We start from the raw sequence: 18060 nt of genomic DNA on the forward strand, positions 1-18060 counted from the left end.
CACAGACCTTGCTAAGCACGGGGTTGCCCTACCTGTTGGAAAGGTCAGCGCTTTTCGGCACTGCCTTTGCTTGGGGGCCGCCGCCGGTCGCGGTCTCGTCGGGGCGGGTCTTCCAGCGCTCATGCATCCAGACCCACTCCTCCGGGTGGCGACGGATCGCCGCCTCCAGGGCGGCAGAGCAGGCGGCCGTCAACCGCACGACCTCGGCCTCCCGGTCGGGCGGGTCGCTCGAGAACGGGATCTCGGTCACCGTGAGGAGGTGCCCGTCGCCCGGGTGCGGGCCCTTCCGGTGGATGGTCCCGACCACCACGGGCGCGCCGAAGCGGATGGCCAGGTCCGCCGCCGCCCGGGGCGTGAAGGCGAGCCGGCCGAAGAAGGGCACGAAGACGCCCTGAACGTTCGTGTCCTGATCGATGAGGAGGCCGAGCGCCTTGCCCTGGCGGAAGGTGCGGATGATCGCGCGGCCGGTGTCGGGGTTTTCTCGCCAGAGCGTCGTGACGCCGCCCTCGGCGCGGAACCGCTCGGCCATCGTGTTCAGCGCCGCGTCGGCGCTGGCCTTCGCGATCACCGCGTTCTGGATGCCGGCGCGCGCGATCCGGCGGGCGAGCAGCTCCCAGCTGCCGACGTGGCCGGTCACGAACACCATGCCGCGGCCGCGGGCGATCACGTCCTTGAGCAGGGTCGGCGGGGAGAGCTCGACGTACGCGTCGAGGCGGTCGTCGAAGGAGCGGATCGCGGCGAGCTCGAGCGCGGACCGCGCGAGGTGCACGAACATCCCGCGGGCGATCGCCTCGCGCTCGGCCTCGGACTTCTCCGGAAACGCCAGCGCGAGGTGCGCGAGGGCGACGCCGCGGGTCTTCCAGGCGAGGCGATGGGCCACCGCTCCTGCGAACCCGCCGAGCGCCAGGGCCGGGCCGAGCGGGAGGAACCCGAGGAGCCGGACGGCGAAGCGCACCAGCACCGATCGCGCGCGCCGCTTGATCTGCTTGCGGAGGGGGGGTGCCACGGCGGGGAAAGTATCACGGGTTACCGGCGCATGGAGGGCCTCCCCGGAGTTGACACCGGAGGGCGGAGGCGCCGGTCCTACAGCCCCTTCGCGCGGAGGATCAGATCGCAGAGCTCTCGCACGGCGCCGCGGCCGCCCGGCGCCGCCGTGACGAGGTGGGCGACCGCGCGGGCCTCCTCGCGCGCGTCCGCCGGCGCCGCCGCGAGGCCGACCTTCTCGAGGAGCGGCACGTCGTTCACGTCGTCGCCCATGTAGGCCACCGCGCCGTCCGGGACGCCGAGGTGCGCGAGCTTCGCGTAGCCCGCGAGCTTGTCCCGCTCGCCGAACACGAGGTGCTTCACGCGGAGCTCCTGGAGCCGCTTCTCGGAGGCCTTCCCCGGCCGGCCGGAGACGACGCCGAAGTCCACGTGATCCCGGAGCAGCACGATCCCGTGCCCGTCCTTCACGTCGAACGCCTTGAGCGCCTCGCCGTCGGCGCCGTAGTAGAGCCGGCCGTCGGTGAGGACGCCGTCCACGTCGAGGAGGACGAGACGGATCGCCGCCGCGCGGCGGAGGAGCTCGTCTCGCGGGAGGGCGCGCGAGGTCACTTCCAGCCCAGCGCACGGCGGACGGCGAGCACCTCGGAGAGCAGCCGGTCGGCCATGTCGAAGTCGAGCGAGTTCGGCCCGTCGGACTTCGCCAGCGCCGGATCCTCGTGGATCTCCATGAACAGCGCGTCGATCCCGACGGCGGCGGCGGCGCGGGCGAGCGGCGCCACGAACTGGCGGTCGCCGGCGGTGGTGTCGCCGCCCGAGCCCGGCATCTGGACGGAGTGCGTCGCGTCCATGCAGACCGGCACGCCGAGCTCGCGCATCTGCACGAGGGCGCGCATGTCGACCACGAGGTTGCCGTAGCCGAAGGTGGCGCCGCGCTCGGTGAGGAACACGTTCTCGTTGCCGCCCTCGCGCGCCTTCGCGATGGCGTGGCGCATCTCCTTCGGCGCGAGGAACTGCCCCTTCTTCACGTTGAGCGCCTTCGCGGCCCTCGCGCAGGCGATGACGAGGTCGGTCTGCCGGCAGAGGAACGCCGGCACCTGGAGCACGTCGACCACCTTCCCGGCCGGCTCCGCCTGCCAGGTCTCGTGGACGTCGGTGAGGCAGGGCAGGCCCGTCTCGCGCTTCACCACCTCGAACGCGGCGAGCCCCTTCTCGAGCCCGGGGCCGCGGAAGCTCCTCCCCGACGACCGGTTCGCCTTGTCGAAGCTCGCCTTGAAGACGACGGGGAGCCCGTGCTTCTCGGCGAGCGCCTTCACGCGGCGCGCGTGCGCGAGCGCGTGGGCCTCGCCCTCCATCACGCAGGGACCCGCGATGAGGAGGAGCTTCTGCCCGTCGCCGATGAGGTGTCCGCCGACGCGGGCCTGGACCTGGGCCATCTCGCTCAAGCCTTCCGCTCGACGGGGAGCTTGGTGACCGCCGCGGGCTGCCGCTGGTGCACGTCGCGGTGCTCGCGGGCGGCCTTCACGAACCCGGCGAAGAGCGGGTGCGGGGCGAACGGCTTCGACTTGAACTCGGGGTGGAACTGGCACCCGACGAAGTGCGGGTGGTTGTTCACCTCGATCATCTCGATGAGGTTCAGGTCGGGGTTCACGCCGGAGAAGATCATCCCGGCCGCCTCGAACTGCGCCCGGTAGGCGTTGTTGAACTCGAACCGGTGGCGGTGCCGCTCCTGGACGAGCTCCTGCCCGTACAGCTCGCGCGCCTTGGTGCCCTCCTTGAGCGCGCACGGGTAGGTGCCGAGCCGCATCGTCCCGCCCTTGTCGGTGACGCCCCGCTGCCCCTCCATCAGCGTGACGACCGGGTGCGGCGTCTGCTCGTCGAACTCGAGGGAGTTGGCGCGCTCGAGGCCGAGGACGTTCCGCGCCATCTCGATGACCGCCATCTGCAGCCCGAGGCAGATCCCGAAGAACGGGACCTTGTTCTCGCGGGCGTACTTCACGGCGAGGATCTTCCCCTCCGTGCCGCGGATCCCGAAGCCGCCCGGGACGAGGATCGCGTCCACCTTGCCGAGCTCGGAGGAGTCGCCCTCCTCGATCTTGGTCGAGTCGATGAAGACGAGCTTCACCTTCACGTCGTTGGCGATGCCGCCGTGGACGAGCGCCTCGTTGAGGCTCTTGTAGCTCTCGGCGAGCTCGACGTACTTGCCGACGATCCCGATCCGCACCTCGCCGTGCTTCGGCGTCTTCACCTTCGCGACGATCTGCTCCCACTTCTCGAGGCGCGGCGCGCGGCTCCAGATGTTGAAGAGCTCGGCGAGCTTGTCGTCGAGCCCCTCCTTGTGGAGCTCGAGCGGCACCTCGTAGATCGACTTCACGTCGAGGGCGGTGAACACGGAGGACGGGTCGACGTTGCAGAACAGCGCGATCTTGTCCTTCATCTCCCGCGAGATCTCGCGATCCGAGCGGCAGAGCAGGAGGTCCGGCTGGATGCCGATCTCCCGGAGCTCCTTCACCGAGTGCTGGGTGGGCTTGGTCTTGAGCTCGCCGGCGGCGGCGATGAACGGCACGAGGGTGAGGTGCGCGTAGACCGCGTTCTCCTCGCCGACGTCGTACTTCATCTGCCGGATCGCCTCGAGGAACGGGAGCGACTCGATGTCGCCGACGGTGCCGCCGACCTCGACGATGAGGATGTCGGCGCCGCCGGCGGCCTCGCGGATCACCGCCTTGATCTCGTCGGTGATGTGCGGGATCACCTGCACGGTCTTCCCGAGGTACTCGCCCCGGCGCTCGCGCTGGATGACGTTCTGGTAGATGCGCCCGGTGGTGTAGTTGTTCTTCCGGGTCATCTTCGCGGTGGTGAACCGCTCGTAGTGGCCGAGGTCGAGGTCGGTCTCGGCGCCGTCGTCGGTGACGTAGACCTCGCCGTGCTGGAACGGGCTCATCGTGCCCGGGTCCACGTTGATGTACGGGTCGAGCTTGAGGTGCTGGACCTCGAGGCCGCGGTTCTCGAGGAGCGCGCCGATCGACGCCGCCGCGAGGCCCTTGCCGAGGGAGCTCACGACCCCGCCCGTCACGAACAGGAACTTCGTCTTCTTGCCGCGCTTCACCATGGGTTCCCCCTGGTTCAAGGACGCGCCGGACCGAGGAGCGCCCTCGCCCGCTCCAGGTCCTCCGGCGTGTCGATCCCGAAACCGCGGTAGCCCGTGTCGGCCACGCGGATCCTAAAGCCATGCTCGAGCGCCCGCAGCTGCTCGAGCGACTCCTCGGCCTCCAGCCGCCCGGGCGGGAGCGAGGTGAACTTCTCCAGGAACGCCGCGGTGAAAGCGTAGATGCCCACGTGCGCCCGCGCGAGCGGGCTCGTCCCGCCGGCGCGACGGTGCGGGATCGCCGCGCGCGAGAAGTAGAGGGCGTCTCCCCGGAGATCCGTCACGACCTTCACGACCTGCGTCCGCTCGAGCTCCCCCTCCTCGAGCGGGCGGGCGAGCGTCCCCATGTCCGCGCCGCTCGCGACCATGGCCTCCACCAGCGTCTCGACCGCGGCGGGCTCGATGAGGGGCTCGTCGCCCTGCAGGTTCACGACGAGCTCCGGCCGGGGCGAGAGCCTTCGCGCCGCCTCGGCGACCCGGTCCGTCCCGGTGGCGGCGTCCCCCGTCATGATCGCCCGGGCGCCCGCCGCCTCGGCGGCGCGGGCGATCCGCTCGTCGTCCGTCGCGACGGCGACGACGTCCACCCCGCGCGCCGCCCGGGCGCGCCCGATGACGTGGGCGATGAGGGGCTGTCCTGCCAGCTCGGCGAGGGGTTTTCCGGGAAAGCGCGTCGCGCCGTACCGGGCCGGGATGATGACCGCGACGTGTCTCAAGCCGGGGCCACTAAGTACGCGCCGCCGGCGGGCCCGTCAATGGCAGGTTCGCAACGGATCGAAGTGGCACCGCTTTTCCGAGGGGCGCGCGCCGCTCTCGCCGGGGAGTCCCCCGGCGGAGGCGGCGGCCGGTCCGGCGTTCCCAAAGGCGGGCGTCGGCACGGCGGGCCCGCGACCGCACCTTGAAGGCACGATGGCCTTCGTCCTCCACGTCGTCGGGGCGCGTCCGAACTTCATGAAGGTGGCGCCCCTCATGGCCGCGCTCGCGAGGCGCGGCGTCTCCCAGCGGCTCGTCCACACCGGCCAGCACTTCGACGAGAGGATGAGCGGGGTCTTCTTCGAGGAGCTCGGGCTGCCCCGCCCCGACGTCGACCTCGGCGTGGGCTCCGGCTCGCACGGCGAGCAGACGGGGAAGATCCTCGTCGCCTTCGAGCGCGTGCTGCTCGAGAGCGCTCCGCGACCCTCCGCCGTGGTGGTCCCGGGCGACGTGAACTCGACGGTCGCCGCCGCGCTCGCCGCCGCGAAGCTCGGCGTCCCGGTCGCCCACCTCGAGGCCGGGCTCCGGAGCTTCGACCGGACGATGCCGGAGGAGCTGAACCGGATCGTCACCGACCACCTCGCGGACCTGCTCCTCACGCCCAGCGCCGACGCGGACGAGAACCTCGCGCGCGAGGGGATCGGCGCCGCGCGGATCGCCCGCGTCGGGAACCTCATGATCGACACGCTCCGCACGCACCTGCCGAAGGCGCGGGCCCTCGGGGTCCCCCGGGCGCTCGGCCTCGAGCCGGGCGGCTACGCCGTCGTGACGCTCCACCGCCCGTCGAACGTGGACGATCCCGACACGCTGGGACGGCTCCTCGGCGCGCTCGCCGCCGTCGCGCGCGAGCTGCCGGTGGTCTTCCCGGTCCACCCGCGGACGCGGGCGCGCCTCGCCGGGCCGGGGCTCGCCGAGGCCGCGAGCGCGCTGCGCCTCATCGAGCCGCAGGGCTACCTCGAGTTCCTGTCGCTCACGTCCTCGGCGCGGCTCGTCCTCACCGACTCGGGCGGCCTGCAGGAGGAGGCGACCGCGCTCGGCGTGCCGTGCCTCACGCTCCGCGAGAACACGGAGCGGCCCGTCACGGTGGCCGAGGGGACGAACGAGGTGGTCGGGACCGACCCGGAGCGGATCGTGCGCGCCGCGCACCGGGCGCTCTCCGGCGCCGGGAAGCGCGGCCGGATCCCGGCGCTCTGGGACGGGCGCGCCGGCGAGCGCGCCGCCGACGCGGTGCTCGCGCTCGCGGCGCGGGACGGCGCGGGCTAGTGCGCCGCGGCGGTGCTCGTCTTGTTCGGGCGGTCCCGCGGCGGGATCTCGTACAGCCGCTGCACGTGCTGGGCGCGGCCGCCGGCGGGGACGTCCACCCAGACCGGATCCGCGGCGGCGTAGCCGGCCTTCGACACCTGCACCTTGTGGCGCCCGGGCGGGAGCTGCTGGTGGAGCGGCGTCGTCCCGGCGATCCGCTCGTCCACCGTGACGGTGGCGTCCTTCACGCTCGCCTCCACGTCGAGCGTGCCCTGGCGGTCCGCCTCGCCCGACAGGAGCCCCGGCACCGCCGCGAGGACGTCCGCGCGGAGCTTCCGGGACGCGATCGGGACGTCGCGTCGGACCCAGGCGACCCGCCGGTGCGCGCCGACGTCCACGTGCACGAGCGTGACGCTGTAGCGATCCTGCGATGCCTGGATCCAGCCCGCCACGACGTGCTCGACCCCGAGCCGCGCCGCGCGATCGGCGACGCACCGTGCGTCGTCGGCGCAGCGCACGAGCGCGACCGTCCCCTCGCGCCCGAGCGTCCGCTCGACCGCGTCGGGGCCCATCACCTCGAACCCGCCCCCGTGACGGGCCTCGTCCGCGATGGCGTCGGACAGGCTCTTGCCGGTGAAGGTGAGATCGGGCGGCGCGTCCAGGGAGACGACGGCGAGCCGCGGGGTCGGCGCGGCGGCCGAGGCGATGCCGGACGCCAGCAGGGTGGCGAGGCAGACGAGCGTGCGCATGGAGGCCTCGATCCTGGCAAGGAGGGTGGGGCGCTTCAAGTGGTATGTTCGCGCCGTGGCGACGCAGGTGGTCAGGGTGACGTTCACCGTCGAGCCGAACTACGCCGGCTGGCGCCTCGATCGGTACCTCCAGGAGAAGATCCGGCGGCTCTCGCGGGAGCGGATCCAGCACCTCATCTCGAGCCGCCTCGAGGCGGAGGGTGGGCGGCGCCTCAAGCCCTCGACCCGTGTCCAGCCGGGGCTCACCTTCGCGCTGCTCAAGGATCAGGAGCCCGAGCCGGAGACGCCGCTCGACTTCGAGGTGGTCCACGACGACGGCGCGCTCCTCGTCGTGGACAAGCCGGCCGGCCTCCCGGTCCACCCGACCGCCCGCTACGCCGCGCACACGTTCACGTCGGTCGCGAAGCTGCGCTTCCCGGACCGGAAGGTCGATCCCGCGCACCGGCTCGACCGCGAGACCTCCGGCCTGCTCGCCTGCGGCTCCGCGCCGGAGGTCACCCGGGTGCTGAAGCGCGACTTCGCGCACGGCCGGGTCGCGAAGACGTACCTCGCCCTCGCGCATGGCGCGCCGGCGGAGGACCGGTTCGTGGTGGACGCGCCGCTCGCGCTCACCGGCGCGTCCGCGGTGAGGGTCCGCATGCACGTGGACGCCGCGGGCCTTCCCTCAACCACCGCCTTCGAGGTGCTCGAGCGCCGCACCGCGCCGGATGGCGCTCCCGTCGCGCTCCTCGCCTGCCGCCCGCGCACGGGCCGCCAGCACCAGATCCGCGCCCACCTCCTCCATGCTGGCCTCCCGATGGTCGGCGACAAGATCTACGGGCCGGACGAGCACATCTTCGATCGCTTCACCCGCCGCGAGATGACCGACGACGATCGCGCGCGCCTCCGGTTGCCGCGCCACGCGCTGCACGCCTGGAAGCTCGAGCTCCCGCACCCCGTCACGCGCGCCGCCGTCGCGCTCGAGGCGGCGCTGCCCGGCGACCTCGCCGCCTTCTGGGACGCCTGCGAGCGCGCGCGGAGGATCGCGTGAGCGTGTACGACTTCGCCGGCCTCGCGGGCGGCCTCGGCGGGGCGGCGCTGTTCCTCGCCGGCGTCCTCGTCGCGATCTTCGCGGCGCTTCGCCTCGCGGTCGCCGGTCGCCGTCCGGGGAAGGGGCGCGTCGCGCGCGGGCTCGCGGCGGGCGGCGGCGTCCTGGCCGCGGAAGGCGCGGCGCTCTTCTGGGTCGCCGAGCTCGCGCCGTTCCGGCGTGCCGTCGATCACGTGACCGGACCGCTGGCGGGCGTCGCGCTCGTGCTCGGCGCCGTCGTGACGTGGCGGGTGGCGCGGCGGCGGCCGGCGCCCGCGCCGGCGGAGGAGACCGCGGCGAGCGGCGGGCCGACCGCCGCAGCGCGCTGACGCGGGGGCCGCCTGCGTCACGCAGGCCGGACGAGGTGGAGCCGCTCCGGCGCCGGCGCCACGACGAGGCGCGCGCCGTAGCCGAAGTCGAGGCGGTCGTCCTCGATCCCGTCCGCGAACACGACGCCGCCCTCGTTCATCTCCGAGACGAGCTCGAGGCCCGCGCCCGGCGCGAGCAGGGCGCCGTCGATGGAGGTCCGCGTCGCGACGCTCGGGAACGGCTCGCGCACGAAGAACGCGAGCCGGGGCTCCTCCGGGGCGGGCAGCGCGAGCGGCCGGCGGCGCTCGCCGTTGATGGAGCGGGCCCAGCCGGTCGCGCCGGTGCCGGTCGTGACGATCACGCCCGAGGAGGACTGCTGCTCCTCGACCTCGCCGAGGCGAATGCGGTAGCGCGCCGACTGGTGCGAGCGGTGGCCGGCGAAGACCTCGTTCACGCCGAGCAGCCGCTGGCCGTCGTCGAGGCGCGCCTCCGCGAGCGTCCGCTCCTCGACGGGCGCGCGCCCGGCCGCCACGGCGGGGAGCAGCGCGCGGAGGCCGCCGGGCCGGTGCGGGGCGAGGATCCCGTCGTAGCGCTCCGGGTCCGCGTTCACGCCCACCACCGGCTGCCCGGAGAGGTACTTCGCCGCGTTCGCGACGAGCCCGTCCGGTCCGACGGCGACGACGAGATCGCCGGGCTCGAAGACGAACGTCGCGAGATCGCCGCGATCGATCCGCACGCGCCGCCAGGGCGTGGGGATCGCCTGGGAGACAGCCCGGAGCGCCTCCTCGCGGCGCCGGTGCCGCTCCTCGACTCCGGCGATCGAGTCGCCGCGCCGCTCGAGGAAGAAGCGGGCCTGCTCGCGGGTGCCGTGGCGCGCGAGGAGGGCCTCGAGCTCGCTCGCACGCGTCACCACCACGACCCGCGGGACCGGGGAGGCCACGTCACCCTCCCGCGAGCCGCGTCGCGCCGGCGTCGAGGAGCCGCTCCAGCGCCGGGCCGAGCGCGTCCGGTCCGACGCTCACGCGCTCGATCTTCTCGAGCTTGCCCGCGATCGCCTGCGCCGCGAGCCCGAGGAGCACCGCCGGCGGCACCTCGCGGACCGCGGCCATGCGCGCCGCCTCGGCCGCCGTGCGGACCTCCTCGGACAGGCGCAGCGCGGTGGCGTCCGCATCGCCCTGCGCCCGCGTCCGGTGCGCCTCCGCGTCCGCGCGCGTCCGGAGCTCGTGGGCCGCCGCCTGCGCCGCGATGGCGCCCCGCGCGGCCTCGGCCTCCGCGGCGATCCGGCTCGCCTCGGCCTGCTCCGTCGCCTCCCGGCGCGCGTTCTGGCCGTCCTGCAGGATGAGCTCCTCGCGGCGGCGCGCGAGCTCGATGCGGTTCTTGAGCTCGTTCTCCTGGATGGCGCGCTCCTTCTCGACCGCGAGCGCGCGGCGCCCGAACGCGGCCTCGTCCGCGGCCTGCTGGATCCGCTCGCGCGTGGGGGCCTCGAGCGCCTTCTCGAGATCCGGCGCAGGCCGGACCGACGAGATCCGGACCGAGACCACCTCGAGGCCCATCGCCGGCACGGACGGATCGGCGGCGAGGCCTGTCTCGATCGCCGCGCGGATCCGCTCCGGCCCCAGCGCGAGGACGTCGCGGAGCGGCGTGCGGGCCACCCACCCGGCCGCGTGCTGCTCCGCGAGCTGCGAGAACCGGAGCGCGAGCTTCTCGAGGGGCTCGCGGCGGAGCGCACCGGTGCGGAGGTCGATGGTGAAGTCGACGCGATCGGCGAGCGTGCGCGGGTCCGTCACCCGGTACGAGAGGACGCCCTGTGCCGTCACGTCCTGGTAGTCCGCCGAGCGGCCGTGGAAGACGAGCGCCATCTCGCGGTCATCCGCGGGGACCTCGACGATCGAGGCTGTGTGGGGGGCGAACAGGAACGAGAGGCCGCGCCCCTCGCGCACGAGCCGCGCGCCGCGGAAGTGGAGCACGTGGACGCTCGCGTCCGCGCGCAGGTGCCGGATGAAGCCGAGGTTCGTGATCTCCGCCATGGCCGTCCTCCTCGTCGTCCCGGGCGCCTCGCCCGGGAGCCGTCAGATCGCCCGCCGCCGCGCGAAGCGGTAGAGCTCCGCCGGCCGGTGGTCCACCTCCCGCTCGCTGCGGCCGGTCGCCTCGAGCTCACCCGACGCGAGCATGCGGCGGCGGAAGGAGTCCTTGTTGAGCGGACGCCCGAGCACGGTCTCGTGGACGCGCTGGAGCTCGAGCAGCGTGAACGCAGCGGGGAGCAGCTGGAACCCGACCGGCGTGTAGTCGAGCTTCCCGCGGAGGCGCTTCACCGCCATCCCGACGATCTCGGCGTGGTCGAACGCGAGCGGCAGCGCGCCGCCGTCGGGGCCCGCGAGCGCCACCGGCCCGCCGGTCTCGCCGTCCCAGGGCACCTCGATGCGCGCCACGACCACGTCGGAAGACCGGCGGCTCGCCTCGAGGAAGCGGCCGTGGTCGACGAGGGCGTAGTAGGCCACGGTGACCACGCGGGTCCGCGGGTCGCGGCCCGGCTCGCCGAACGTGTACAGCTGCTCGAGGAAGACGCCTTCGAGCCCGGCCTTGTCGGCGAGGACCCGCGCGGCCGCGGCGTCGAGCCCCTCCTCCAGCCGCACGAAGCCGCCCGGCAGCGCCCACTTGCCCTTGTCCGGGTGGTCGCCGCGGCGGACCACGAGCGTGTGGAGGGTGCCCTCCGCCGCGGAGACGAGCACGACGTCCGTCGTCAGGGACGGGTGCGGGTACCGGCGCGCGTCGTAGCCGGCGAGGAAGGCCCGCTCGCCTCCGTCCGCCTCCGCCCCGGTCCTCCTGCGCCGCGTCCCGGTCATCGCGCCTCCCTTCGATGCTTCATGAATATATGCATGTGGCATCTAAGTCAAGGCGAGGCCATGGCGCGCGGCGGAGCGCGGCGAATCGGCACCGGTCTTGCGGTTCGAGACTACGAGGACGTGCGGCCGCGCCGCGCCTCGCGGCGCAGGACCGCCGCCTCGGCCTTGGCGATGCGCGCGCGCTGCTTCACCGCGAGCAGGTAGAAGCGCTCGCGCAGCGCCGCCGCGTCCGCCTCGGGGAGGTCGCCGTGCCGGCCGCGGTCGATCTCGCGACGCTCGACCGCCTTCGCGATCGAGATCGCCGCGGCCACCGAGACGTTGAGCGACTGCACGAACCCGCGCATCGGGATGGCGTAGCTCGCGTCGGCGAGGGCGAGGGCGTCGTCGGAGACCCCGCGGTGCTCGTTCCCGAACACGAGGGCGACCTTGCCCGCGAACGACAGCTCCGCGAGCGGCCGCGCCCCCTCGTCGAGGTGGGTGACGTAGATCGCGAACCCGTCCGCCTTGAGGCGCTCGAGGCACTCGCGGGTCGAGCGCCAGCGGGTGACGTCGAGCCACTTGTCGGCGTTCTGGCTGATCTTCTTGTTCCGGTCGTAGGGCTTCATCGGCCCCTCGACCACGTGCAGCGCCTGGATCCCGAACGCCTCGCACGTCCGGAGCACCGCGTTCACGTTCTGCGGATCCGCGAACGCCTCCATCACGACGGTGAGCGTCCGGGTGCGGTTCGCGACGACCGCGTCGATGCGCGCCTTCCGCTCCGGGACGAGGAAGCCCGGATCGCCGAGCCGGGGCTCGTCTCCCGCGCGCCCCGCCTCGCTCACTTCTCCGCCCTCGGCTTCGCGAGCCTCTTCCCGCGCCCCTCGCGGCGCGGCGCGGCGCTCTTGAACAGGACCCGCGCGACGGCGTCGAGGAGCTCCTCGAGCCCCTCGCCGGTCACCGCCGAGACGAGGTGCACGTGGACCGGCTTCTTCCGCCGGGCGAGCGCCTTCCGGAGCTTCTCGCCCGCGGCGCGCGCCTCCGGCACGTCGACCTTCGTCACCACGATGATCTGCGGCTTCTTCGCGAGCACCGGCGAGTAGAGCGCGAGCTCGCGGTCGATGGCGTCGAGGTCCTTCTTCGGCTCGCGGCCGGGCTCCGGGTTCGCGCCCTCGACGAGGTGGACGAGCACCCGGCAGCGCTCGACGTGCCGCAGGAACTGGTGGCCGAGGCCCGCGCCCGAGTGCGCGCCCTCGATGAGGCCCGGGATGTCGGCGACGACGAAGCTCCGCTCCCCGCGCCAGGAGACCACGCCGAGGTTCGGGACCAGCGTCGTGAACGGGTAGTCGGCGATCTTCGGCCGCGCGCGGGAGATGCGGCTGATGAGGGTGGACTTGCCGGCGTTCGGGTACCCGACGATGCCGACGTCCGCGAGGAGCTTCAGCTCGAGGACGAGGTCCTTCTCCTCGCCCGGCGTGCCGTCCTGCGCGAACCGGGGTGACTGGTTCGTCGACGTCGCGTAGTTCATGTTGCCGAGGCCGCCGCGCCCGCCCTTCGCGATGACGAAGCGCTCGCCGGGCGTGCCGAGGTCGACGATCGTCTCCCCGGTCGCGGCGTCCTTCACGACGGTACCGGGCGGCACGCGCAGCTCGAGGTCCGCGCCGTCCTTCCCGTTCATGTCCGAGCCGCCGCCCTTCTCGCCGTTCCGGGCCTTGTGCTCGCGCACGTACCGGTAGTCGAGGAGCGTCGAGAGCTGCGGGTCGACGACGAGGGCGATGTCGCCGCCGTTCCCGCCGTCGCCGCCGGCCGGGCCACCGCGGGGGATGAACTTCTCCCGCCGCCAGGCGACCGCGCCGTCGCCGCCGTCGCCGGCCTTCACGTGGATCCGGACCTCGTCGACGAACTTCATCGTGGGCGCTCCAGAAACGAGACGCGCCGCGGACCCTCGGGGCCCGCGGCGCCGTGCTCTTTGGTGACTCGCGCTGCCTACGCCTCGGGAAGGACCGAGACGATGCGGCGATCGCCGCGGGCGCGCGCGTACTTCACCTTGCCGTCGATGAGCGCGAACAGGGTGAAGTCCTTCCCCATCCCGACGTTCTCGCCGGGGTGGAAGAGGGTGCCGACCTGGCGGACGAGGATGTTCCCCGCCACGACCTTCTCGGACCCGTACACCTTGACGCCGCGATGCTGGCCAGGAGAGTCGCGGCCGTTGCGCGACGAGCCCTGTCCTTTTTTGTGAGCCATGATCTACTCCGTCGAGACCGGGGCGGTTACGCCCGGACGGTCGTGATGAGGACCTCGGTGTAGGGCTGGCGATGGCCCCGCTTCTTGGTCCAGCCTTCCTTCTTCTTCCGGAAGTGGATGACCTTCTTGTGCTTGCCCTGGGCGACGATCTCGCCCTCGACCGCCGCGCCGGAGATCACCGGCTTGCCGATCTTGGCCTCGCCGTCACCGCCGACGAGCAGCACGTCGAAGTTCACCTTCCCGCCGACGTCGCCGGCGAGCTTCTCGATCTTGACCCGGTCGCCCTGAGCGACGCGGTACTGCTTTCCGCCGGTCCGAATCACCGCGTACATCGCGCTTCTCCTGGAATCTGGGGAGGTTTCTCTGCCGCGCGCGAGCTGCGTGTGGCGCGCCGGCCCTCCGAGAAGGGCGGTCATATACGATCGCGGCCGCGGGGCTGTCAAGGATTCCCGAGGCTTGGATCCGGCGACCACCCCGGGGTGGGGAACTGTAGGCGTGTCCCCTGCTTGCGCGACAGCGACGATCAGCCGATCCTTCGCCCGCCATGAAAAAGACCCTCCTCCTCGTCGCCGGGCTGCTCGTCCTCCCGGCGATCGCCCGTGCCCAGGCCCAGGCGCAGGTCACGCTCCAGCTCGGTCTCCCCGTCGTCCTCCCGCAGCTCGTCGTCGTCTCCCCCGGCGTCCAGGTCGTCCCCGACGTCGAGGAGGAGGTCTTCTTCGTCGACGGCTACTACTGGTGCCGTCACGACGGCGGCTGGTACCGGTCGCGGAACCACCGCGGCGGCTGGGTGGTCGTCCCCCGCCGCGGGGTCCCGGCGCGCCTCTACGAGATCCCGCCCGGCCGCTACCGTCACTACCGTCCCGGACCGCCGCGCGCGGCGCCCGCCCCGGTGCGGTACGAGCGCTACGAGCGCGACGACCGGCACTTCGACAAGCACCACGAGAAGGAGATGGAGAAGCGCGAGAGGGAAGAGCGGCACCACGACAACGGCCGCGGCAAGGGGCACGAGAAGCACGGCGACTAGCCTCGCCCTCGCGTCAGCGCGAGGTCTCCGGCGGGCAGCGGACTCGAGTCCGCTGCCCGCTCGTCGTTCCGGCGTCTCCGCCACGAGGGGGTGCCGGCCGGGACCGGCGCCGTTACAGATCGGGCGTGGCCCTCGCCGCCCGCGCGCTGCCCGGCAACGCTCCCGGTGACCTCTTCGTCGACGACGCGTGCATCGCGTGCGATACGTGCCGGCGGTTCGCGCCGGGCGTGTTCGGCGGCGGCGAGGACGACCCCGCGTTCGTGCGCCGCCAGCCCGCCGACGCCGCCGAGCGGCGCCGCGCGCTGCTCGCGCTCGTCTCCTGCCCGGTCGCGGCGATCGGCTCTCGCACGAAGGCCGGCATCGCGGACGCGACCACGGCCCTGCCCGAGCCCTTCGCGCCCGGCGTGTACGCCTGCGGCTACGCCGCGGACTCGTCGTTCGGGGCGGCGGCCTGGCTCGTCGTGCGCCCGGGCGGGAACGTGCTCGTGGATTCGCCGCGATACGCGCGGCCCCTGGCCGACCGCATCCGCGCGCTCGGCGGGGCGCGCTTGATGTTCCTCACGCACCGCGACGACGTCGCCGACCACGCGCGCTGGCGCGAGGCCCTCGGCTGCGAGCGCATCCTGCACGCGCGCGACGTGACCGCGAGCACGCGGGGCGTGGAGCGGCGGCTCGAGGGGGACGCGCCGGTGCCGCTCGCGGACGACCTCCTCGCCGTGCCGGTGCCCGGGCACACGCCCGGGTCCGCCGCGCTGCTCGCCGGCGACACGTACCTCTTCACCGGCGATCACCTCTGGGGCGACGCCGAGGGCCGCCTCGGCGCGTCGCGCCACGTCTGCTGGTACGACTGGGGCGAGCAGGTCCGCTCGCTGGAGAAGCTCGCGGCGCTCCGGTTCCAGTGGGTGCTGCCCGGGCACGGCCGGCCGTGGCGAGCGGAATCTCCGGAGGCCGCGCGCCGCGCGGTCGCCGCGCTCGCGGCGGAGCTGCGGGACGGATAGCCCTCCCGCGCCGGGGCGCTACAGCCCGAAGTGCGCGGGAGAGAGCCCCTTCCACGCGCAGTAATCGCGGAGCTCGCGCTTCACGAGCCCCCACGTGAGCGCGAGGACGAGCACGTCGTCCGTGAACCCGAGCGGACCGAGGACGTCCGGGACCAGATCGATCGGCGAGACCACGTACAGGATCGCCGCGACGAGCGCCGCGACCGCCTTCCAGGGGAGCTGGCGATACGTACCGTTCGCGTAGTCGCGCACGACCATCCACAGCAGGCGGAGCTTCGTCCGGATCGTCCGGGGCGCGGTGCGCGCGTACCACGGCGGGCGGGTGAGGAACCGCTCCGCCCGGTCGGCGGCGACGGGCACCACCTCCGGCGTCACGTCCTTCGCCTCGCGGACCAGCCCCTCCGCGACGGCCTCGCGACAGGAGAGGCACTCGGCGTTGCTTCCCCGGGGCTTGCCGCAGGCGGCGCAGGTGCGGACGGACATCGCCCGATCCTAATGCCGCGCGGCCCGGAGGGCGACCGCGCCCCGCCGACGTCACCCCGGGCGGGCGGACCGCCGCGGGGTCCGCTCCGGGCGGGAGTCCTCCACGGGCACCACCTCGTGGAACCGCCGGTAGTCCACCTGGCGCGCGCCGCCGGGGAGCACCGTCACGATCTCCTCGAACCGCGCGTTCCAGCGGATCCGCTTCGCCGGCCAGGCGTTCCGCGCGTGGATCGTGCGGGTGAGCCCCTCGTCGAAGCCGGTGAGCGTGACGATGACCTCGGCCTCCGCCGCGGCGAGCGACTCGGCGCTCTCCCGCGCGAGCGGGCTCTCGCGGTCGATGACGTGCACGGCCGTCCACGCGTGGGCGAAGAGCGCGGTGCCGTTGCGGACGAGCGGGAGGTCGTGCGCGCGGCGGATCGGCGCCCCGTCCTCGTCCACCTCGTTCCGGACGAGCATCGCCGAGACCTTCGCGTCCACCACGTGCCCGGACCGCTCGTTCGCCATCCGGAAGAGGAGCGCGCGGCCCTGCGGGTGCGGCGACACCACCGCCACCTCGCTCCAGAGGACCCGCGCGCGGAGGAGCGCGAACTTCGCGAGGACGATGCCGGCGCCGATGACGAGCTCGAGCCAGCGCACGAACTCCTCGAGGCCGCCGAGCGCGCCGGTGAGGATCGCGCGCGGCTGGAGCGTCGCGCGAACCTCCGCGAGCGAGACGCCGCGGGCGAGCGCGACGAGGGCGCCGAGCGTCGTGCCGCGGGGCGCCGCCGCGCCGGGCCCGAGGGCGAGGTGCGCCGCCTCGAAGAGCAGCTCGGTCCCGAAGTAGACGAGCGCGTACACGAGGCAGAGGCGCGTCCACGACCCCGTGACGAGGCGGTGGTAGAGGTCCGCGAGCGGCCGCTTGCGGAGCCCGACGACGACGACGGCGTGATCGGAGTGGCCGAAGACGCGGGTCTGCGCGAGATCGCCCATGGTGAAGGGCGATGATAGACGGCGCTCGCGAGGGCGAAAAGGTGAGCCTGTGCCTACTCCGCGGCGAGCGTGCGGAGCGACGCGTCATACGGCGCGCGAAGGACCCCACGCTCGGTGATGATCGCCGAGACGAGCGCCGCCGGCGTCACGTCGAACGCGGGGTAGCGCGCCGGGACGCCCACGGGCGCGATGCGCTGCCCGGCGAGCGTGACCACCTCCTCGGTGCCGCGCTCCTCGATGGGGATCGCGTCGCCCGCCGGCGTGCCGAGGTCGACCGTGGACCACGGCGCGGCGACGTAGAACGGCAGGTGGTGGTGCCGGGCGAGCACCGCGAGGGCGTACGTGCCGATCTTGTTCGCAACGTCGCCGTTCGCCGCGATGCGGTCGGCGCCGACGACGACGCACGCGATCTCCCCCCGCTGCATGAGCCACCCGGCCATGCCGTCGGTGAGGATCGTCACGGGGATCCCGTCGCGGTGCAGCTCCCAGGCGGTGAGGCGCGCGCCCTGGAGGAACGGCCGGGTCTCGTCGGCGAAGACGGAGATGGGGTTCCCCGCCTCGACCGCTGCCCGGACCACGCCGAGCGCGGTGCCGTAGCCCGCGGTGGCGAGGGCGCCCGCGTTGCAGTGGGTGAGGACGTGCGCCCTCGGCGGGATGAGCGGCGCCCCGAGGGCGCCGATCCGGCGGCAGGCCGCCTCGTCCTCGTCCCGGATCGCGTGGGCCTCGGCGAGGATCACCTCGGCGCCGAGCCCGATCCGGCGGCCCATGCGGCGCACCGCCCAGGCGAGGTTCACCGCGGTCGGCCGCGCGTGCACGAGCAGCTCGGCGGCCGCTCGGAGGCGCGCCACGTCGGCACCGCGCCGGGCCTCGACCGCGATCCCGTACGCGGCGGCGACCCCGATCGCCGGTGCGCCGCGGACCGTGAGGTCCTTGATCGCGGCGGCGACCTGCTCGGCGGTCGAGAGCTCGAGCCAGACCTCGTCTACCGGAAGCCGCTTCTGGTCGAGGACGCGGACCACGTCGCGCGCGTCGTCGTACAGCACCGGCCGGAGGGGCTCCCGTGTCATCGCTCTCCTCTCCCGAGCCCCGCGAACAGGCGCAGGGCGAAGTAGATCGCGGCGAGCCCCGCCACCGCCGCCGCGGGGAGCTCTCGCCGGACGGCCGAGATGACCGTGACGACGATCGCGCCGAGGAGCGCGATCACGAGGAAGACCCGGCTCGGCCCGCCGGTCGCGCCGGCGCCCGCGGGGCCGGCACCCCATCCCGCCCACCTGGCCACGC

General features: G+C 73.7%; 22 protein-coding genes. 5 read left to right on the forward strand and 17 right to left on the reverse strand.

The window, feature by feature from the left end:
- Positions 1–28: 28 nt before the first annotated feature.
- The 5 genes from AMOR_RS11495 to kdsB form a co-directional block, all read right to left on the reverse strand.
- Positions 29–1006 (reverse strand): lysophospholipid acyltransferase family protein, encoded by a 978-nt coding sequence (locus AMOR_RS11495; protein ID WP_248361163.1) that lies wholly within the window; start codon positions 1004–1006, stop codon positions 29–31.
- Positions 1007–1083: 77 nt separating this feature from the next.
- Positions 1084–1593, reverse strand: a complete 510-nt coding sequence (locus tag AMOR_RS11500; RefSeq protein ID WP_248361165.1) for a KdsC family phosphatase — start codon at positions 1591–1593, stop codon at positions 1084–1086.
- On the reverse strand, positions 1590–2417 hold the full coding sequence (gene kdsA / locus AMOR_RS11505) for a 3-deoxy-8-phosphooctulonate synthase (RefSeq protein ID WP_248361166.1): 828 nt from the start codon (positions 2415–2417) through the stop codon (positions 1590–1592). Before kdsA ends, AMOR_RS11500 begins: the two co-directional genes overlap by 4 nt.
- 5 nt (positions 2418–2422) lie before the next feature.
- Positions 2423–4090, reverse strand: coding sequence for a CTP synthase (locus AMOR_RS11510; RefSeq protein ID WP_248361167.1), 1668 nt, complete (start codon positions 4088–4090; stop codon positions 2423–2425).
- Positions 4091–4104: 14 nt separating this feature from the next.
- On the reverse strand, positions 4105–4839 hold the full coding sequence (gene kdsB / locus AMOR_RS11515; RefSeq protein WP_248361168.1) for a 3-deoxy-manno-octulosonate cytidylyltransferase: 735 nt from the start codon (positions 4837–4839) through the stop codon (positions 4105–4107).
- 193 nt (positions 4840–5032) lie between these two features.
- Between kdsB and wecB the strand changes: the two genes are divergently transcribed.
- Positions 5033–6139, forward strand: a complete 1107-nt coding sequence (wecB, locus tag AMOR_RS11520) for a non-hydrolyzing UDP-N-acetylglucosamine 2-epimerase (RefSeq protein WP_248361169.1) — start codon at positions 5033–5035, stop codon at positions 6137–6139.
- Here wecB and AMOR_RS11525 read toward each other — a convergent pair.
- Positions 6136–6867, reverse strand: a complete 732-nt coding sequence (locus tag AMOR_RS11525) for a PEGA domain-containing protein (RefSeq protein ID WP_248361171.1) — start codon at positions 6865–6867, stop codon at positions 6136–6138. The two genes, wecB and AMOR_RS11525, sit on opposite strands and share 4 nt — an antisense overlap.
- Between AMOR_RS11525 and AMOR_RS11530 the strand changes: the two genes are divergently transcribed.
- Together AMOR_RS11530 and AMOR_RS11535 are read left to right on the forward strand one after the other, a co-directional pair.
- On the forward strand, positions 6866–7897 hold the full coding sequence (locus tag AMOR_RS11530) for an RluA family pseudouridine synthase (RefSeq protein ID WP_404800955.1): 1032 nt from the start codon (positions 6866–6868) through the stop codon (positions 7895–7897). The two genes, AMOR_RS11525 and AMOR_RS11530, sit on opposite strands and share 2 nt — an antisense overlap.
- Positions 7894–8262 (forward strand): hypothetical protein, encoded by a 369-nt coding sequence (locus tag AMOR_RS11535; protein WP_248361175.1) that lies wholly within the window; start codon positions 7894–7896, stop codon positions 8260–8262. Before AMOR_RS11530 ends, AMOR_RS11535 begins: the two co-directional genes overlap by 4 nt.
- A 17-nt stretch (positions 8263–8279) precedes the next feature.
- Here AMOR_RS11535 and AMOR_RS11540 read toward each other — a convergent pair whose 3' ends face one another.
- The 7 genes from AMOR_RS11540 to rplU all read right to left on the reverse strand — a co-directional run bounded on the left by AMOR_RS11540 (position 8280) and on the right by rplU (position 13637).
- A complete protein-coding gene (locus AMOR_RS11540) occupies positions 8280–9182 on the reverse strand; it encodes an NAD(+)/NADH kinase (RefSeq protein ID WP_248361177.1) in 903 nt (300 codons plus the stop codon).
- A gap of 1 nt (position 9183) precedes the next feature.
- A complete protein-coding gene (locus AMOR_RS11545; RefSeq protein ID WP_248361179.1) occupies positions 9184–10269 on the reverse strand; it encodes an SPFH domain-containing protein in 1086 nt (361 codons plus the stop codon).
- A 42-nt stretch (positions 10270–10311) separates the two neighbouring features.
- Positions 10312–11085: an NUDIX hydrolase gene (locus AMOR_RS11550; protein WP_248361181.1), complete on the reverse strand. Its 774-nt coding sequence runs from the start codon at positions 11083–11085 to the stop codon at positions 10312–10314.
- Between the two features lie 110 nt (positions 11086–11195).
- Positions 11196–11906, reverse strand: coding sequence for a TrmH family RNA methyltransferase (locus AMOR_RS11555; RefSeq protein WP_248361183.1), 711 nt, complete (start codon positions 11904–11906; stop codon positions 11196–11198).
- Entirely contained in the window at positions 11903–12970 is a 1068-nt protein-coding gene (obgE, locus tag AMOR_RS11560) for a GTPase ObgE (protein ID WP_248361185.1), read from the reverse strand. Before obgE ends, AMOR_RS11555 begins: the two co-directional genes overlap by 4 nt.
- Positions 12971–13047: 77 nt before the next feature.
- Positions 13048–13305, reverse strand: coding sequence for a 50S ribosomal protein L27 (rpmA, locus tag AMOR_RS11565; RefSeq protein ID WP_248361187.1), 258 nt, complete (start codon positions 13303–13305; stop codon positions 13048–13050).
- A 26-nt stretch (positions 13306–13331) separates the two neighbouring features.
- Positions 13332–13637: a 50S ribosomal protein L21 gene (gene rplU, locus AMOR_RS11570; RefSeq protein ID WP_248361189.1), complete on the reverse strand. Its 306-nt coding sequence runs from the start codon at positions 13635–13637 to the stop codon at positions 13332–13334.
- Positions 13638–13849: 212 nt separating this feature from the next.
- On the opposite strand from rplU, the gene AMOR_RS11575 reads away from it, so the two are divergent.
- Together AMOR_RS11575 and AMOR_RS11580 are read left to right on the forward strand one after the other, a co-directional pair.
- Positions 13850–14329 carry a hypothetical protein gene (locus AMOR_RS11575; protein ID WP_248361191.1) on the forward strand — a complete coding sequence of 160 codons (480 nt, stop codon included), beginning with the start codon at positions 13850–13852 and terminating at the stop codon, positions 14327–14329.
- Between the two features lie 125 nt (positions 14330–14454).
- Positions 14455–15327 (forward strand): MBL fold metallo-hydrolase, encoded by an 873-nt coding sequence (locus AMOR_RS11580; RefSeq protein WP_248361193.1) that lies wholly within the window; start codon positions 14455–14457, stop codon positions 15325–15327.
- A gap of 18 nt (positions 15328–15345) precedes the next feature.
- Here AMOR_RS11580 and AMOR_RS11585 read toward each other — a convergent pair whose 3' ends face one another.
- The 4 genes from AMOR_RS11585 to AMOR_RS11600 are packed head-to-tail and all read right to left on the reverse strand — an operon-like array spanning position 15346 to position 18058.
- Positions 15346–15810, reverse strand: a complete 465-nt coding sequence (locus AMOR_RS11585) for a YkvA family protein (protein ID WP_248361195.1) — start codon at positions 15808–15810, stop codon at positions 15346–15348.
- A gap of 51 nt (positions 15811–15861) precedes the next feature.
- Positions 15862–16779 (reverse strand): potassium transporter, encoded by a 918-nt coding sequence (locus tag AMOR_RS11590; RefSeq protein WP_248361197.1) that lies wholly within the window; start codon positions 16777–16779, stop codon positions 15862–15864.
- Between the two features lie 53 nt (positions 16780–16832).
- Positions 16833–17846 (reverse strand): S-methyl-5-thioribose-1-phosphate isomerase, encoded by a 1014-nt coding sequence (gene mtnA / locus AMOR_RS11595; protein ID WP_248361199.1) that lies wholly within the window; start codon positions 17844–17846, stop codon positions 16833–16835.
- A complete protein-coding gene (locus AMOR_RS11600; protein WP_248361201.1) occupies positions 17843–18058 on the reverse strand; it encodes a hypothetical protein in 216 nt (71 codons plus the stop codon). Before AMOR_RS11600 ends, mtnA begins: the two co-directional genes overlap by 4 nt.
- Between the last annotated feature and the right edge of the window lie 2 nt (positions 18059–18060).

Origin of the sequence: Anaeromyxobacter oryzae, assembly GCF_023169945.1 — a bacterium.
Lineage (GTDB): Bacteria > Myxococcota > Myxococcia > Myxococcales > Anaeromyxobacteraceae > Anaeromyxobacter > Anaeromyxobacter oryzae.